Raw genomic sequence first — 14,844 nt, 5'->3', positions numbered from 1 at the left:
AGGCACGGCCGGGTACCGCACAGCCCCCTCACGAAGGCGAACAACTCCATGAGTGACCGCGTCACCGCGGCCGACCCGCTGTCCGCCGCTCCGGCGAACCCGGCCGCCCCCCACGTCGACGCCGGCGACGCCGGATACCGCAAGGACCTCAAGTCCCGGCACGTCAACATGATCGCCATCGGCGGCGCCATCGGCACCGGCCTCTTCCTGGGCGCCGGCGGCCGGATGTCCCAGGCCGGGCCCTCCCTCTTCATCGCCTACGCCGTCTGCGGCGTCTTCGCCTTCCTCGTGGTGCGGGCCCTCGGCGAGCTGGTGCTCTACCGCCCCTCCTCCGGCGCCTTCGTCTCCTACGCCCGTGAGTTCATGGGCGAGAAGGGCGCCTACACGGCCGGCTGGCTGTACTTCCTGAACTGGTCGACCACCGCCGTCGCCGACATCACCGCGGCCGCCACCTACGCCCACTTCTGGGCGATGTTCAGCGACGTCCCGCAGTGGATCCTCGCCCTGATCGCCCTCGCGGTCGTCCTCGCCGCCAACCTCATCTCCGTGAAGTACTTCGGCGAGATGGAGTTCTGGTTCGCGATCGTCAAGGTCGGCGCCCTCGTCGTCTTCATGCTCATCGGCATCTTCCTCATCGTGACCTCGCACGACATCGGCGGCCACACCCCCGGCCTCGCCACGGTCAGCGACAACGGCGGCATCTTCCCCAGCGGCGTCATGCCGATGCTGCTGCTCATCCAGGGCGTCGTCTTCGCCTACGCCTCCGTCGAACTCTGCGGCGTCGCCGCGGGCGAGACCGAGAACCCCGAGAAGATCATGCCGAAGGCGATCAACTCGATCATGTGGCGCGTCGGCCTCTTCTACGTCGGCTCGGTCATCCTGCTCGCCCTGCTGCTGCCGTACACGGCCTACTCGGGCGACCAGAGCCCCTTCGTCACCGTCTTCGACAAGCTGGGCGTCCCCGGCGCCGCCGGCGTGATGAACCTCGTCGTCCTCACCGCCGCCCTCTCCAGCCTCAACTCGGGCCTCTACTCCACCGGCCGCATCCTGCGCTCCATGTCGCTCGCCGGTTCCGCGCCCAGGTTCACCGGCGTCATGAACAAGGGCGGCGTGCCCTACGGCGGCATCCTGCTCACCGCCGGCTTCGGCGTCCTGGGCGTCGGCCTCAACTACGTCATGCCCGACGACGCCTTCGAGCTGGTCCTGAACTTCGCCTCCATCGGCATCATCGGCACCTGGGCCATGATCATGGTCTGCTCGCTGCTCTTCTGGCGCCGCGCCCAGGAAGGCAGGGTCACCCGCCCCGGCTACAACCTGCCCTGGGCGCCGTACACCCAGATCGTGACCCTGGGCTTCCTCGGCTCCGTCCTCGTCCTCATGTGGATGGACGGCGGCGTCGGCCGCACCACCGTCGCCTGCCTGCCGCTCATCGCGGCGGCCCTCGTCGGCGGCTGGTTCCTGGTCCGCCGCCGGGTCCGTACGACCGCCGCGGCCGGCCGGGGCTGACCCCCCATGCGATACGGCGAGACCCCCGCGGGCACGGCCTGCGGGGGTCTCGCCTCTTGTCAGGAGATAGTGGTACGCAGGAGCCTTGCAAGATCCGGTCGGAGGAAGGGAAGTTCGCGATGCCACAGCACGTCCAGGGGGTCATCGCCCCCGGCAGGGACGAACCGGTACGGGTCGAGACCATCGTCATCCCCGACCCCGGCCCCGGCGAGGCCGTCGTGAAGATCCAGGCCTGCGGCGTCTGCCACACCGATCTCCACTACAAGCAGGGCGCCATCAACGACGAGTTCCCCTTCCTTCTCGGCCACGAGGCCGCCGGAATCGTCGAGTCGGTCGGCGAGGGCGTCACCGACGTGACCCCCGGCGACTTCGTGATCCTCAACTGGCGTGCGGTCTGCGGCACCTGCCGCGCCTGCCTCCGCGGCCGCCCCTGGTACTGCTTCGACACCCACAACGCGAAGCAGCGCATGACCCTCCTCGACGGCACGGAGCTGTCCCCGGCCCTCGGCATCGGCGCCTTCGCCGAGAAGACCCTCGTCGCCGCCGGCCAGTGCACCAGGGTCGACCCCGCCGTCGCCCCCGAGGTCGCGGGCCTCCTCGGCTGCGGCGTGATGGCCGGCATCGGCGCCGCCCTCAACACCGGGAACGTCGGCCGCGGCGACACCGTCGCCGTCATCGGCTGCGGCGGCGTCGGCGACGCGGCGATCGTCGGCTCCCGCCTGGCCGGAGCCGCGAAGGTCATCGCCGTCGACATCGACGACCGGAAGCTGGAGACCGCGAGGACGATGGGCGCGACCCACACCGTCAACTCCCGCTCCACCGACCCCGTCGAGGCGATCCGCGAACTCACCGGCGGCTTCGGCGCCGACGTCGTCATCGAGGCCGTCGGCCGCCCCGAGACGTACCGACAGGCCTTCTACGCCCGCGACCTCGCCGGCACCGTCGTCCTCGTCGGCGTCCCCACCCCCGACATGCAGCTCGAACTCCCTCTCCTCGACGTCTTCGGCCGCGGCGGCGCGCTCAAGTCCTCCTGGTACGGCGACTGCCTGCCCTCCCGCGACTTCCCCATGCTCGTCGACCTGCACCAGCAGGGCCGCATCGACCTCGCCGCCTTCGTCACCGAGACCATCGGCCTCGGCGACGTCGAGAAGGCCTTCGCCCGCATGCACGAGGGCGACGTCCTGCGCTCGGTGGTGGTGCTGTGATGGCCGCCCGCATCGACCACCTCGTCACCTCCGGCACCTTCAGCCTCGACGGCGGCACCTGGGACGTCGACAACAACGTCTGGATCGTCGGCGACGACACCGAGGCCATCGTCATCGACGCCGCCCACGACGCCCCCGCCATCCTCGCCGCGCTCGACGGCCGCGCCCTGCGCGCCATCGTCTGCACCCACGCCCACGACGACCACGTCGACGCGGCCCCGGCGCTCGCGGCCGCCACCGGCGCCCGCATCCTGCTCCACCCCGCCGACCTGCCGCTGTGGAAGCAGACCCACCCCGACCACAGCCCCGACGGCGACCTCGCCGACGGCCAGGTCCTCACCATCGCCGGCACCGACCTCACGGTCCTCCACACCCCGGGCCACGCCCACGGAGCGGTCTCCCTCCACGCCCCCGACCTGGGCACGGTCTTCACGGGCGACACCCTCTTCCAGGGCGGCCCGGGCGCCACCGGCCGGTCCTTCTCCGACTTCCCGACGATCGTCGACTCGATCCGAGAGAAGCTCCTCACCCTGCCGCCGGAGACGGTGGTACGGACCGGCCACGGCGACACCACCACGATCGGCGCCGAGGCCCCGCATCTGGAGGAATGGATCAAGCGAGGCCACTGAGAGCCGACCGGCTCTCGAAGCTCCTCGCCACACCCGTGAACGGGTCGGTGAACTCCAGCGTCCGCGCCAGCAGTTGCAGCGGACGCGAGAAGTCCTCCGGCCCGTCCGCGCGGACCTCCGGATAGATCGGATCGTGCAGGATCGGCAGCCCCAGCGCGTTCATGTGCACCCGCAGCTGATGCGTACGCCCGGTCTCCGGCACCAGCCGGTACCGCCCGAGCCCGTCCCGCCGCTCCACGAGCGCGATCCGGCTCTCGCTGTTCGGCTCGCCCGGCACCTCCCGCGCGGCCATCACCCCGCGCTCCTTCTCGATCCGGCTCCGCACGGTCACCGGCAGCGCGACCGCCGGATCGTACGGCGCCACCGCCTCGTACTCCTTGCGCACGAGCCGGTCCCGGAACAGCGTCTGGTACGCCCCCCGGTCCTCCGGCCGTACGACGCAGAGCACCAGGCCCGCGGTCAGCCGGTCGAGCCGGTGCGCGGGCTGGAGGTGCGGAAGGCCCAGCTCCCGCCGCAGCCGCGCGAGCGCGGTCTCCGTGACGTGCCGGCCCCGGGGCATCGTCGCGAGGAAGTGCGGCTTGTCCGCGACCACGATCCGCTCGTCGCGGTGCACCACCCGGATGGGGAAGGGCACCGGTGTCTCGGCGGGAAAGTCCCGATGGAACCAGACGTAGCGCCCCACGGTGTACGGGTCGTCCCCGCCGACAGGGCCGTCCGTCCCCACGAAACGGCCGCTCAGCAGCATGTCCTCGACCCGGTCGGCACCGATGGCGCCCGAGTACCGGGCGAGCAGATGCTCCCGCACGGTCCCCCAGACCCCCTCGGGATCCTCCGGCAACCGCACCCGCACCGGATCGATCCCCTCCCGCTGGGGGAGGGGCGAGGAGGGGGCCTTGGATCTGCGTCGCACCGGGTCCTACCGCCGTAACGAGAAAGACCCCACATGATGTGGGGTCTTTCGCTGGTGTCCGAGGGGGGACTTGAACCCCCACGCCCGATAAAGGGCACTAGCACCTCAAGCTAGCGCGTCTGCCATTCCGCCACCCGGACAAGGTGTCTGTCTTCCTGGCCGCTGGGCCCTTCCGACGAGGAAAACCATAGCAAACATTCGGGGTGGCCGATCACCACCCCCGGTGGGCCCCTGTCATGTGACAGAAGCACGGCGGCCATGGGCGGCCCTTGGGCGGGAAGGGGGACGCGCGCGAGGATGGGGCGAGCACCGAAGCAATCACGTGGGGCACGTAGTGGGAGGAAGCAGCGTGAGCGAGTCGAACACCGGCCGGAGCGTCACCGCCGAGAACGAGGTCGTGGACCTCTGTCGCGACCTCATCCGTATCGACACCAGCAACTACGGCGACCACTCAGGACCGGGCGAGCGCGCGGCGGCCGAGTACATCGCCGAGAAGCTCGCGGAGGTCGGACTCGAACCGAAGATCATCGAGTCGCACCAGGGGCGGGCCTCCACCGTCGCCCGCATCGAGGGCGAGGACCCGTCGAGGCCGGCCCTCCTCATCCACGGCCACACCGACGTCGTCCCGGCCAACGCCGAGGACTGGACGCACCACCCCTTCTCCGGGGAGGTCGCCGACGGCTGCGTCTGGGGCCGCGGCGCCGTCGACATGAAGGACATGGACGCGATGACCCTCGCGGTCGTACGGGACCGGCTGCGCAGCGGCCGCAAGCCCCCGCGCGACATCGTCCTCGCCTTCCTCGCCGACGAGGAGGCCGGCGGCACCTACGGCGCGCGGCACCTGGTCGACCACCACCGGGACCTCTTCGACGGGGTCACCGAGGCCATCGGCGAGGTCGGCGGCTTCTCCTTCACCGTCAACGAGAACCTGCGCCTCTATCTGGTCGAGACGGCCCAGAAGGGCATGCACTGGATGCGGCTGACCGTCGAGGGCACGGCCGGCCACGGCTCGATGACCAACGACGACAACGCCATCACCGAGCTATGCGAGGCCGTGGGCCGCCTCGGCCGCCACCAGTGGCCGGTGAGGGTCACCAAGACGGTCCGCTCCTTCCTCGACGAGCTCTCGGACGCGCTCGGCACCCCCCTCGACCCCGAGGACATGGACGGCACCCTCGCCAAGCTCGGCGGCATCGCCAAGATGGTGGGCGCCACCCTGCGCAACTCGGCCGCCCCGACCATGCTCGGCGCCGGGTACAAGGTGAACGTGATCCCCGGCCAGGCCACCGCGCACGTCGACGGGCGTTTCCTGCCCGGGTACGAGCAGGAGTTCCTCGCCGACCTCGACCGGATCCTCGGGCCGAAGGTGAAGCGTGAGGACGTGCACGGCGACAAGGCCCTGGAGACCAGCTTCGACGGCGCCCTGGTGGACGCCATGCAGCTGGCCCTGCGCGCCGAGGACCCGATCGCCCGCGCCGTGCCGTACATGCTCTCCGGTGGCACCGACGCCAAGTCCTTCGACGACCTCGGCATCCGCTGCTTCGGCTTCGCCCCGCTCCAGCTGCCGCCGGAGCTGGACTTCGCCGGCATGTTCCACGGTGTGGACGAGCGGGTGCCCGTGGACGGTCTGAAGTTCGGCGCCCGGGTCCTGGACCGATTCATCGACGCCTGCTGAATTCGGCCGTGCGTTCGTGCGTGACCGGAAAGAGTGAATGAATTCAAGGGCTCGTAGCCCCCTCCTTTCCCCCTCGTTACAGGTGTGCGGTCCGCGGCTGGGACCGCGTTTCCCACTAGGAGGAATAATGCTCAAGAAGGTCGTCGCTGCTGCGGCTGCCACTGGCGGTCTCGTTCTCGCGGGTGCGGGCATGGCCGTTGCCGACGCGGGCGCTCAGGGTGCCGCCATCGGTTCCCCCGGCGTGCTCTCGGGCAACGTCGTCCAGGTTCCCGTGCACGTCCCGGTGAACGTGTGCGGCAACACGGTCTCCGTGATCGGCCTGCTGAACCCCGCCTTCGGCAACACCTGCGTCAACGCCTGACGTTGTGTCTCGCCCCGTGAGGGTGTGAGCCTGTCCGGCCCCGGAGTGCGTGCCATGCACTCCGGGGCCGGTGGCCATTTCCGCCCCGGGCGGTCCGCCCGGTGGCACTCTTTGAGAAGCAGAGCAGGCAGGGAACAAGCTATGCGACAGGTCACGCGCAAGGGCCTTATCACCGTTGCGGCCGCAGGAGGCGTTTTCGCCGCCGTCGGCGGCGGTTATGCGCACGCCGATTCCGGTGCGAACGGTACGGCGACGAATTCGCCGGGCGTCGCGTCCGGAAACTCCGTCCAGGTCCCGGTCCACGTACCGGTGAACGCCTGCGGGAACACCGTCAACGTCGTCGGACTGCTGAATCCGGCGATGGGCAACAGGTGCGCCAACATCTCGCAGCCGGCCAAGCCCGGCAAGCCAGGCAAGCCCGGTAAGCCCGGCAGCGGTTCGTCCGCCGACGGGCACACCGGCGGCTCCCCGGGGGTGGGCTCCGGGAACAACGTCCAGGTGCCCGTCCACGTCCCGGTGAACGTGTGCGGGAACAGCGTCTCGGTCGTCGGACTGCTGAACCCGTCGATGGGCAACGAATGCGGCAACGGCATCGAGCCGACGCACCCGGGCCATCCGGGGAACCCCGGCAACCCCGGTAACCCCGGTAACCCCGGCAACCCGGGCCACCCCGGTAACCCCGGTAACCCGGGCCACCCCGGCAACCCCGGTAACCCCGGCAACCCGGGCCACCCCGGTAACCCCGGTAACCCCGGTAACCCCGGCAACCCGGGTAACCCCGGTGACCCCGGAACCCCGGGTACGCCCGGTCTCCCCGGAGACGGCGGCGGCTCCAACACTCCGAGTGAGCACGGAGTCACCCCGCCCCGCGCCGTCGAGGAACTCGCCGAGACCGGATCCGGTCCGCTCGGCGTGATCATCCCCGCCGGTGCCGGTCTGCTGCTCGCCGGCTCGTTGATCTACCGGCGCGCCCGCAGCGCGGCCTGAGCCCGCCGCGTCACGCACCACGCACAAGGGGCCCCGCGCACCGCGGGGCCCCTTCTCGTTGTCCGGTTCTCGCTACCAGGTCGCCCGGACCTGGCGGATGATCCGCCGCTTCAGCCGCACTCTGCGGCTCCCGTCCCGGTGCAGCGTCAGACGGTCCAACTCCCAGTGTCCGTACTCGGCATGGTCGGTCAACAGCCGCGTCGCCTCCTTGCGGGAGACACCGCGCGGCACGTACACGTCGACAAATTCGTATTCCGGCATCGCATCTATTGTGCGGGCACGGCCCCGGTACGGATAGCGTCTGTCCCATGTCTGATGCTGCGCAGCCCACCGCTGCCGAGGTACGTGCCGCCGCCGAGGCGGTCAAAGCCGCACTGGACCGTCACCTCGCGGCGGTCGAACGCCGCACGGGGGACGACGACACGGCCGTCTACGAGGCCTTCAACGCCCTCGCGGCGGCGGCCGAGACGTACGACGAGATCCTCTACGACCGCTACGACGAGGTCACCCCCTTCGAGATCCCCGGAGCGGAAGGCGCCCTGCCGCCGTACTCCGGACCTGACGAACCCCATGCCCTCAGCCTGCTGATCCGCCGCGACTACGCCGTGGCGGAACCGCAACGACTGCTCGCCCAGGCCCGCCGCGTCGCCGAGGTCGACGGTGACACGGACACCCCCGGACCGGCCGCGCGGGCCGGGGTCTCGCCCCTCGCCGCGCTCGGAGTGCTCTTCGGCGAGTACGAACCGGACGAGATCGCCTCCCGGCACAAGGAGTTCGGCCTGGAGGAGGGCGACTCCACCCTCTGGGTCACCGCGGCCGAGGAGCTTCCGGAACCGGGGGAGTGGCTCAACGCCCCCTTCGAGCAAGCCGACCCGGAGCGCATCATCTGCCGCTTCGACGTCAGCGCCGTCTTCGACGAGGAAGAGGACGAGGACGTCGAGGACACCGCTGGAGAAACCGGCGTCCCCCGCTCCTGAGGCGAAGCGAGAGGGCCGGGACACCCCCGTCGGGGGTCCCGGCCCTCTCGCCGTTCGGCCCTGGCGTGGTCCGAACGACAGGCCCTACTCCTCGGGCGTGGCCAGCAGCGCCTCCAGGAGCGGCCGCAGGCGCGTCGTCCGCTCCGGGGCCACCCCCTCGGCGACCGCACGGGGCAGCGCCTGGTCCACGCCGTGCACGACCGACAGATGGCGCTCCGCCCGGCCGAAGGCGGTGTACACCCACGGCCTGCTCAGCCCCCCGGCGGCGTCCCCCGGCAGCACCACGACCACCGCGGGCCAGCGCGTCCCGGCCGCCTGGTGGGCGGTGAGCGCCCAACCGTGCCGCAGCTCCGTCTCCACCCGCTCCTTCGGTACGAGGAGGGCCTCGTCCCCGCACCGCAGCCGCAGCCCCTCGGCGTCGGCCGACAGCACCGTGCCCGTCACCGTCCGCCCCGGCGCCGGCGCGTACGCCACCCGGTCACCGATGTCGTAGCCGCCGAAGCGGCCGGGGCCCGGGTTGAGCCGCTGCTTGAGGGCCACGTTCAGCGCGCGCGTACCGGCCGAACCGCCGTGGCCGACCGTCACGACCTGCGTCTGCTCGGACGGCACCCCGATGGCCCGGGGCACCGAGTCGGCCACCAGCTGGACCGCGCGGTGCACGGCCTCGCCCGCGTCCCGCACCGGGACGATCACGATCTCCTTGCCGGGGGCCTCGACCTGGTTCAGCTCCCCGGCGCCGATGCCCGAGACCAGCTCGCCGAGCGGTCCCGGGTCGGGCCGCCGCGAGACGATCCGCGGGCACACCCGGGCCGCCAGCACGTCGGTGAAGACCTGGCCCGCGCCCGGCGCGCCGAGCACCCCGGGGTCGCCGCTCAGCACCAGCCGGCAGCCGTCGGGCAGGGACTCCACGAGCATCGCGGCGCTCTCCACGTCCAGCTGCGGCGCGTCGAGGATCACGAGGAGGTCCAGGGCGAGGGCGCCCTCCTCGTCGCGGCCGGGGCCCGCCGCCCCGGAGAGCAGCGCGGCTACCGTCACGGCGTCCTTCCCGGCGGTGCCGAGCGCGCGCCGACCGTCGTCCGCGTGGACGGCGACCAGGGTGCGGAGGCCGCGCTCGCGGGCCGCCGCGACGAGTGCCACCGGCTCCGCGCGGGACGCCTCGCCGCCCGTGTGCAGGACGAGACCGTGCGCACCCGCGGCCCGCTCCAGTTCGGAGCCGTCCCACTGCGCGGCCGTCACCGTCCTGACCAGCCGGGCGAGCGCGTCCGCGAGGCTCTCCTCGGCCATCGCGTACCGGTCGAGCCCGAGGAGCACGGGGGAGGCGGGCTCCTCGGCGGCGGTCTCCGTCGGCTCCTCGTCGTCCTCGGACTCCTCCGCCGCCGTCTCCTCCTCCTGGAAGACGAGGACCGCGCCCGCGGCGACCGCCTCCTCGACCGCGGACTCCGGATCGGGCACCCCGTGCCCGGCGAGTGCGGCGCGCACCGCCTGGATCTCCAGGGCCGTGGACCCCTGGAGCGCGGCCCGCTCCAGGACCCACACGGTCAGGGCGACCGTCCGGCGCGGGTCGTCGGGGCCGCAGGTGTCGCCGAGCAGCGCCCGTGCGAAGCCGTCGGCCTGCTCGGGGCGTACCCCGGGCACCGCGAGCAGCTGCCAGGGGTCGTCGCGGAGGGCTGTGGCCGCGCCCTCGCCGAGCGTGGCGGCGACCTGCCCGGCCAGCGTCTCGGGGGCGCCGCCCTTGACCAGTACCTCCCGCACGGCGGCCGTGGTGCCGGGCGCGGGTGCCCGCACCGGTGCGGGCGGCCGGACGGTCACGGCCGGGGCCGCCTCGGGCGCGGGACGCCGGGGAGCGGGCGCGGGGGCCTCGTAGAACGTGCTGCCCGTCGCCGCCCCGCCCTCCACGGCCCGGACGGCCGCGAGCAGGTCGGCGGCCGTGCCGCTCAGCTTGGCGCCGCTCACCGGCGGCCCCTCCTTCTCGGCCTTGCGCGCCTCGATCCTGGCCCGCAACTCCCGCTGCGCGATCAACTCGGCCTGGGCGTCACTCAACTCGACCGCGGCGGCAGCGTCAGCGGAACCAGCAGCCGCAGCCGCACCGGCACCCTCGGCCGCGGTACCAGCCTCAGTAGGACCGGCCACCTCAGCCGCGCCGACAGCCTCAGCAGTACCAGCCGCCTCGGCCTCAGCCGCACCGGCCGCATCTGCCTCGGCCGCGCCGGTCGCGTCGGCCACGTCCGTGCCCGGCTCCTCGGTCGCGTCGGGGCCCGGGGCCGGGGCCTCGGCGGCTCCCTCCTGCAGGTCCTCTGCGGGCTCCACGGCCTCGGGCGCGGTCTCCCCGGAAGGCTCGGTCACAAGGTGCTCCAGTCGTGATCCGGATAGCGGTGCACGGGCGCCGACACATCGTCCAGCGCCCGACAGATCTCGTCAGGAAGACTAAGGGTCTCCACCGACAACGCGGCCGTCAGCTGCCGCGCCGTGCGTGCGCCGACGATCGGCGCGGTCACCCCCGGCCGGTCCCTGACCCAGGCGAGCGCCACGTGCAGCGGGGTCGTGGCGAGGCCTTCGGCCGCCGTCGCGACCGCGTCCACGATCCGGCTCGCCGCATCGTCCAGGTACGGCTCGACGAACGCCGCCATGGTCTCCGACGCGCCCCGCGAGTCGCCGGGGGTCCCGCCGCGGTACTTGCCCGTCAGGACCCCGCGCCCGAGCGGTGAGGAGGGCAGCAGGCCTATCCCGAGGTCCTGCGCGGCGGGCAGCACCTCGCGCTCCACGCCCCGCTGGAGCAGCGAGTACTCCAGCTGCGCCCCCGCGAGCCGGGTCCGGTCCCCGCCCAGCTGCCAGGTGCCGGCCTTGGCGAGCTGCCAGCCGCAGAAGTTCGCCACGCCCGCGTACCGGGCCCGCCCGCTGCGTACCGCGATGTCGAGGGCCTGGAGGGACTCCTCCAGGGGCGTGTGCGGGTCGAAGGCGTGCAGCTGCCACAGGTCGACGTGGTCCGTGCCGAGCCGTTCGAGGGAGGCGTCGAGCGCGGCGAGCAGGTGCCCGCGTGAGCCGTCCGTACGCCGGTCGGGATCCGGCACGCTGCCGGCCTTCGTCGACAGGACGAGGTCCTGCCGGGACACGAGCCGCTCCATGAGACGCCCGAGCAGATACTCCGCCTCGCCCCCGCCGTACACGTCGGCGGTGTCCACGAGCGTGCCGCCCGCGTCCCAGAACATCTTCAACTGCGCGGCTGCGTCGTGCTCGTCGGTGTCCCGGCCCCAGGTGAGGGTGCCGAGTCCGATGCGCGACACACGCAGGCCGGTACGTCCGAGATGCCTCTGCTCCATGGGCGCGAGATTACTGGCCGGGGCGCCCCGCGCAGAGGGGCCTGTGGACAACCACGTCCTGTCGGATGCACCGGCCGCGCGCTAGAGTCCCGCCCACAGGGACGTTACCGATGGGTAAGGGGTGCGTGGACATGCGGCTCGGCATCAACCTCGGCTACTGGGGCGCCGGTATGGACGGCGACAATCTCGCCGTCGCACAGGAGGCGGACCGCCTCGGCTACGACGTCTGCTGGGCCGCCGAGGCCTACGGCTCCGACGCCCCCACGGTCCTCGCCTGGGTCGCGGCGAAGACCGAGCGCATCGACGTCGGCTCCGCGATCATGCAGATCCCGGCCCGACAGCCGGCCATGACGGCGATGACCGCCGCCACCCTCGACTCGCTCACCGGCGGCCGCTTCCGCCTCGGACTCGGCGTCTCCGGACCCCAGGTCTCCGAGGGCTGGTACGGGGTGAAGTTCGACAAGCCGCTCGCCCGGACCCGCGAGTACGTCGAGATCGTCCGCAAGGCCATGTCCCGCGAGCGCCTCACCCACGACGGCGAGCACTGGACCCTGCCGCTCCCCGATGGCCCCGGCAAGCCCCTCAAGCTCACCGTGCACCCGCAGCGCGAGCACATCCCGCTCTACATCGCCGCCATCGGCCCCAGGAACCTGGAGCAGACCGGTGAGATCGCCGACGGCGCCCTGCTGATCTTCCCATCCGCCGCCCACCTGGAGGAGACCGCGCTCCGCCCGCTGCGCGCCGGACGCGAGAAGGCCGGTCTGACGATGGACGGCTTCGACGTCTGCCCCACCGTTCCGCTCGCCCTCGGCGACGACGTCGAGGCCCTCGCGGACGTGTTCCGGCCGTACACCGCGCTCTACGTCGGCGGCATGGGCAGCCGCAAGCAGAACTTCTACAACCAGCTCGCGCGACGCATGGGATACGAGAAGGAGGCCGCCGAGATCCAGGACAAGTACCTGGCCGGCGACAAGACGGGCGCCGCCGCCGCCGTGCCGCACAGCCTCATCGACCAGACCGCGCTGCTCGGCTCCGTCGAGCGGATCGCCGAGCGGATGACGGCCTACGCGGAGGCCGGGGTCACCACCCTCACCCTCGCCCCGGCCGGCTTCACCCTGGACGAGCGGGTGGCGGCCCTGCGGGCGGGCGTGGAGGCCATGGAGCGTGCGGGCCTCGCCTGACGCGGAGGGAAAGTCCGCGGCCGTGGTGGGGGCTCGGGGGTCTTCCCCGCCACGGCCGTCATCCAGCACAACGGCTTCGCCGGGCCCCCGGTTACGGCCCCGGGCTCACTCTTTCGGCCGAGTCGCACGTCCCTCCTGTTGCTCGCCGCCCCCGACCGCATTTGACTCGTGTCCCCGGGGGCGTACGGAGTGCGGACACGCGCACGGAGGTGGCGGCGATGCTCACGGCCAAAGGTCTGTTCCAGGAAATCATCGACGACGACGAGTCCTTCCGGCTCTTCTGCTCCATCGCGGCGAGTGGTGAGACCCAGGGCGGCTGGGAGAACGCCCGGATCGCGGCCCTCGTCGCGCCCGGCATGAGGGACCTCGCGCCGAAGATCACCCGGCACGGGGCCGACGAGGACAAGCACGGCCGGATCTTCCAGGCGCTGATGAGGAAGCGCGGCCTCGAACCCGTCCCCGTACCGCCCGACACCGACTACACGATGCTGCTCGAACAGCGCGGCATCGGCCTCGCGCACGCCACGCTCCGCCGCGACGAACCCCTGACCGAGCGGGACATCGTCGTCTACCTCGCCCACAGCCGGGTCACCGAGCAGCGGGCCGCCGACCAGATGGACATGCTCGTCACGTACTTCGGGGACCATCCCGAACTCGGCAAGGCCATCCACATGATCGACAACGACGAGGCGAACCACCTCGCCTACTGCCACGAGGAACTGCTGCGCCTCGCGCGCGCGGGCCACGGCCGGCTCATCCAGCGGACCCTGCGCGACTCCGCCCTCGTCGAGATCCAGGTCTACCGCGACGTCAGCCTCGCCGTGATGCGCCACATGGGACGGATCCTGCGTTGGCCCCGGCCCAAGGCCGCCGCCCTCGCCGCCGGCATCCACGGCATGTACGCCTACGAGCGCGCCGCGGGGTGGCACCGGATGGTCGACCTGCGGATGCCCGAGCGGCTCGACGCCCTCGGTGGGCCCGCGACCCCCGCCCCCGCCTTCTGAGCCCGGGTGCGGCCCCGCCGAGCCCCCGGGCGGGGCCTCACATCCAGCCGCGCCGCTTGAACAGCCGGTACAGCATGAAGACGATCCCCGACATCACGGCGATGACGACCGGGTACGAACCCACCCAGCGCAGCTCCGGCATGTGGTCGAAGTTCATGCCGTAGATCCCCGCCACCATCGTGGGGACCGCCGCCATGGCCGCCCACGCCGAGATCTTCCGCATGTCGTCGTTCTGCCGCACGCCCATCTGCGCGAGGTGGGCAGAGAGCACGTCGGACAGAAGCCGGTCGAGCCCCTCCACCTGCTCGTTGGAGCGCAGCAGATGGTCGTTGACGTCCCGGAAGAACGGCTGCGCGCGCTCGTGCACGAACGGCACCGAGCCGGCCGTCAGCCGCGCCAGCGGACCCGCGAGCGGACCGCTGGCGCGCCGGAACTCCAGCACCTGCCGCTTCGCCGTGTAGATCCGCTCCGCGGTGTTCCCCGGATTGCCCCCGGTCGGCGCGAAGACGTCCGCCTCCAGCTCCTCCAGGTCCACCTGGAGCTCACCCGCCACGTCGAGGTAGTGGTCGACGATCGCGTCGCTCACCGCGTACAGCACCGCCGTCGGCCCGTGCTTCAGCAGCTCCGGGTCCGCTTCGAGACGGCGGCGCACCTCGGCGAGCGGCGCGCCCTCGCCGTGCCGGACCGTCACCACGAACGAGTCGCCCACGAACAGCATCAACTCGCCCGAGGACACCCGGTCGCTCTCCGGCTCGTACACGATCGGCTTGAGCACCGCGAAAAGGCTGTCGTCGTAGACCTCCAGCTTGGGCCGCTGGTGCGCCTTCAGGGCGTCCTCCACGGCCAGCGGGTGCAGCGCGAACTCGGAGGTGACGTGGTCGAACTCCGCCTCCGTCGGCTCGTGCAGGCCCACCCAGAGGAAGGCGTCCCCGGCGGTCCGCGCCTGGTCCAGCGCGTCGGAGAGGTCGGCGGGTCCGTCCGTACGGCGCCCGTCGCGGTAGATGGCAGAGTCGACAATCACGCGGCGCATTCTCCCCCCGAACGGCCCCGCCATGCACGCGTGCGGCCGCCCGTCTCCTCCCCACACGGTTC

At 72.1% G+C, this 14,844-nt stretch carries 14 protein-coding genes and 1 tRNA gene; 9 read left to right on the top strand and 6 right to left on the bottom strand.

Annotated elements, in window-relative coordinates:
* The first annotated feature begins 48 nt into the window (after positions 1–48).
* The 3 genes from ABZ567_RS25780 (at position 49) to ABZ567_RS25770 (ending at position 3,340) form a co-directional block, all read left to right on the top strand.
* Positions 49–1,506, top strand: coding sequence for an amino acid permease (locus ABZ567_RS25780; RefSeq protein ID WP_360793902.1), 1,458 nt, complete (start codon positions 49–51; stop codon positions 1,504–1,506).
* 119 nt (positions 1,507–1,625) lie between these two features.
* On the top strand, positions 1,626–2,711 hold the full coding sequence (locus ABZ567_RS25775) for an S-(hydroxymethyl)mycothiol dehydrogenase (protein ID WP_360793900.1): 1,086 nt from the start codon (positions 1,626–1,628) through the stop codon (positions 2,709–2,711).
* Positions 2,711–3,340 (top strand): MBL fold metallo-hydrolase, encoded by a 630-nt coding sequence (locus ABZ567_RS25770; RefSeq protein WP_360793898.1) that lies wholly within the window; start codon positions 2,711–2,713, stop codon positions 3,338–3,340. Before ABZ567_RS25775 ends, ABZ567_RS25770 begins: the two co-directional genes overlap by 1 nt.
* Here ABZ567_RS25770 and ABZ567_RS25765 read toward each other — a convergent pair.
* Both ABZ567_RS25765 and ABZ567_RS25760 read right to left on the bottom strand, forming a co-directional pair.
* On the bottom strand, positions 3,324–4,250 hold the full coding sequence (locus ABZ567_RS25765) for an RluA family pseudouridine synthase (RefSeq protein WP_360793896.1): 927 nt from the start codon (positions 4,248–4,250) through the stop codon (positions 3,324–3,326). The two genes, ABZ567_RS25770 and ABZ567_RS25765, sit on opposite strands and share 17 nt — an antisense overlap.
* 52 nt (positions 4,251–4,302) lie before the next feature.
* Positions 4,303–4,390 (bottom strand) — tRNA-Leu (locus tag ABZ567_RS25760).
* Between the two features lie 209 nt (positions 4,391–4,599).
* Between ABZ567_RS25760 and ABZ567_RS25755 the strand changes: the two genes are divergently transcribed.
* The 3 genes from ABZ567_RS25755 to ABZ567_RS25745 all read left to right on the top strand — a co-directional run bounded on the left by ABZ567_RS25755 (position 4,600) and on the right by ABZ567_RS25745 (position 7,273).
* Positions 4,600–5,925: a M20/M25/M40 family metallo-hydrolase gene (locus ABZ567_RS25755; RefSeq protein ID WP_360793894.1), complete on the top strand. Its 1,326-nt coding sequence runs from the start codon at positions 4,600–4,602 to the stop codon at positions 5,923–5,925.
* A 127-nt stretch (positions 5,926–6,052) separates the two neighbouring features.
* On the top strand, positions 6,053–6,286 hold the full coding sequence (chpH, locus tag ABZ567_RS25750; protein WP_037925746.1) for a chaplin ChpH: 234 nt from the start codon (positions 6,053–6,055) through the stop codon (positions 6,284–6,286).
* Between the two features lie 141 nt (positions 6,287–6,427).
* Positions 6,428–7,273 carry a chaplin gene (locus tag ABZ567_RS25745; protein WP_360793892.1) on the top strand — a complete coding sequence of 282 codons (846 nt, stop codon included), beginning with the start codon at positions 6,428–6,430 and terminating at the stop codon, positions 7,271–7,273.
* A gap of 72 nt (positions 7,274–7,345) precedes the next feature.
* Here ABZ567_RS25745 and ABZ567_RS25740 read toward each other — a convergent pair whose 3' ends face one another.
* Positions 7,346–7,534: a DUF5703 family protein gene (locus ABZ567_RS25740; RefSeq protein WP_073915128.1), complete on the bottom strand. Its 189-nt coding sequence runs from the start codon at positions 7,532–7,534 to the stop codon at positions 7,346–7,348.
* A 47-nt stretch (positions 7,535–7,581) separates the two neighbouring features.
* On the opposite strand from ABZ567_RS25740, the gene ABZ567_RS25735 reads away from it, so the two are divergent.
* On the top strand, positions 7,582–8,250 hold the full coding sequence (locus tag ABZ567_RS25735; protein WP_360793890.1) for a hypothetical protein: 669 nt from the start codon (positions 7,582–7,584) through the stop codon (positions 8,248–8,250).
* 84 nt (positions 8,251–8,334) lie between these two features.
* Here the strand turns inward: ABZ567_RS25735 and ABZ567_RS25730 are convergent, their stop codons facing one another.
* Both ABZ567_RS25730 and ABZ567_RS25725 read right to left on the bottom strand, forming a co-directional pair.
* The gene (locus ABZ567_RS25730) at positions 8,335–10,593 is read right to left on the bottom strand and encodes a helix-hairpin-helix domain-containing protein (RefSeq protein ID WP_360793888.1); all 2,259 of its coding nucleotides are present in this window, start codon (positions 10,591–10,593) and stop codon (positions 8,335–8,337) included.
* Positions 10,590–11,567, bottom strand: a complete 978-nt coding sequence (locus ABZ567_RS25725) for an aldo/keto reductase (protein WP_360793886.1) — start codon at positions 11,565–11,567, stop codon at positions 10,590–10,592. Before ABZ567_RS25725 ends, ABZ567_RS25730 begins: the two co-directional genes overlap by 4 nt.
* Before the next feature lie 131 nt (positions 11,568–11,698).
* Between ABZ567_RS25725 and ABZ567_RS25720 the strand changes: the two genes are divergently transcribed.
* Both ABZ567_RS25720 and ABZ567_RS25715 read left to right on the top strand, forming a co-directional pair.
* The gene (locus ABZ567_RS25720; protein WP_360794102.1) at positions 11,699–12,748 is read left to right on the top strand and encodes an LLM class F420-dependent oxidoreductase; all 1,050 of its coding nucleotides are present in this window, start codon (positions 11,699–11,701) and stop codon (positions 12,746–12,748) included.
* A gap of 218 nt (positions 12,749–12,966) precedes the next feature.
* Positions 12,967–13,752: a ferritin-like domain-containing protein gene (locus tag ABZ567_RS25715; protein WP_360793884.1), complete on the top strand. Its 786-nt coding sequence runs from the start codon at positions 12,967–12,969 to the stop codon at positions 13,750–13,752.
* A gap of 37 nt (positions 13,753–13,789) precedes the next feature.
* Here ABZ567_RS25715 and ABZ567_RS25710 read toward each other — a convergent pair whose 3' ends face one another.
* A complete protein-coding gene (locus ABZ567_RS25710) occupies positions 13,790–14,782 on the bottom strand; it encodes a magnesium and cobalt transport protein CorA (RefSeq protein ID WP_360793882.1) in 993 nt (330 codons plus the stop codon).
* Positions 14,783–14,844 lie beyond the last annotated feature (62 nt).

The sequence above is a fragment of the Streptomyces sp. NPDC016459 genome (assembly GCF_040632845.1).
Taxonomy (GTDB): domain Bacteria; phylum Actinomycetota; class Actinomycetes; order Streptomycetales; family Streptomycetaceae; genus Streptomyces.
This window is presented reverse-complemented; position numbering and strand designations above follow the sequence as displayed.

What these genes read in the sequence shown, in the direction of transcription:
- ABZ567_RS25715 (WP_360793884.1), top strand. Translation starts at nt 12,967, where the DNA reads ATGCTCACGGCCAAAGGTCTGTTCCAGGAAATCATCGACGACGACGAG.
- ABZ567_RS25740 (WP_073915128.1), bottom strand. Translation starts at nt 7,534, where the DNA reads ATGCCGGAATACGAATTTGTCGACGTGTACGTGCCGCGCGGTGTCTCC.
- ABZ567_RS25720 (WP_360794102.1), top strand. Translation starts at nt 11,699, where the DNA reads ATGCGGCTCGGCATCAACCTCGGCTACTGGGGCGCCGGTATGGACGGC.
- ABZ567_RS25725 (WP_360793886.1), bottom strand. Translation starts at nt 11,567, where the DNA reads ATGGAGCAGAGGCATCTCGGACGTACCGGCCTGCGTGTGTCGCGCATC.
- ABZ567_RS25735 (WP_360793890.1), top strand. Translation starts at nt 7,582, where the DNA reads ATGTCTGATGCTGCGCAGCCCACCGCTGCCGAGGTACGTGCCGCCGCC.
- ABZ567_RS25710 (WP_360793882.1), bottom strand. Translation starts at nt 14,782, where the DNA reads ATGCGCCGCGTGATTGTCGACTCTGCCATCTACCGCGACGGGCGCCGT.
- ABZ567_RS25780 (WP_360793902.1), top strand. Translation starts at nt 49, where the DNA reads ATGAGTGACCGCGTCACCGCGGCCGACCCGCTGTCCGCCGCTCCGGCG.
- ABZ567_RS25745 (WP_360793892.1), top strand. Translation starts at nt 6,428, where the DNA reads ATGCGACAGGTCACGCGCAAGGGCCTTATCACCGTTGCGGCCGCAGGA.
- chpH (WP_037925746.1), top strand. Translation starts at nt 6,053, where the DNA reads ATGCTCAAGAAGGTCGTCGCTGCTGCGGCTGCCACTGGCGGTCTCGTT.
- ABZ567_RS25770 (WP_360793898.1), top strand. Translation starts at nt 2,711, where the DNA reads ATGGCCGCCCGCATCGACCACCTCGTCACCTCCGGCACCTTCAGCCTC.
- ABZ567_RS25775 (WP_360793900.1), top strand. Translation starts at nt 1,626, where the DNA reads ATGCCACAGCACGTCCAGGGGGTCATCGCCCCCGGCAGGGACGAACCG.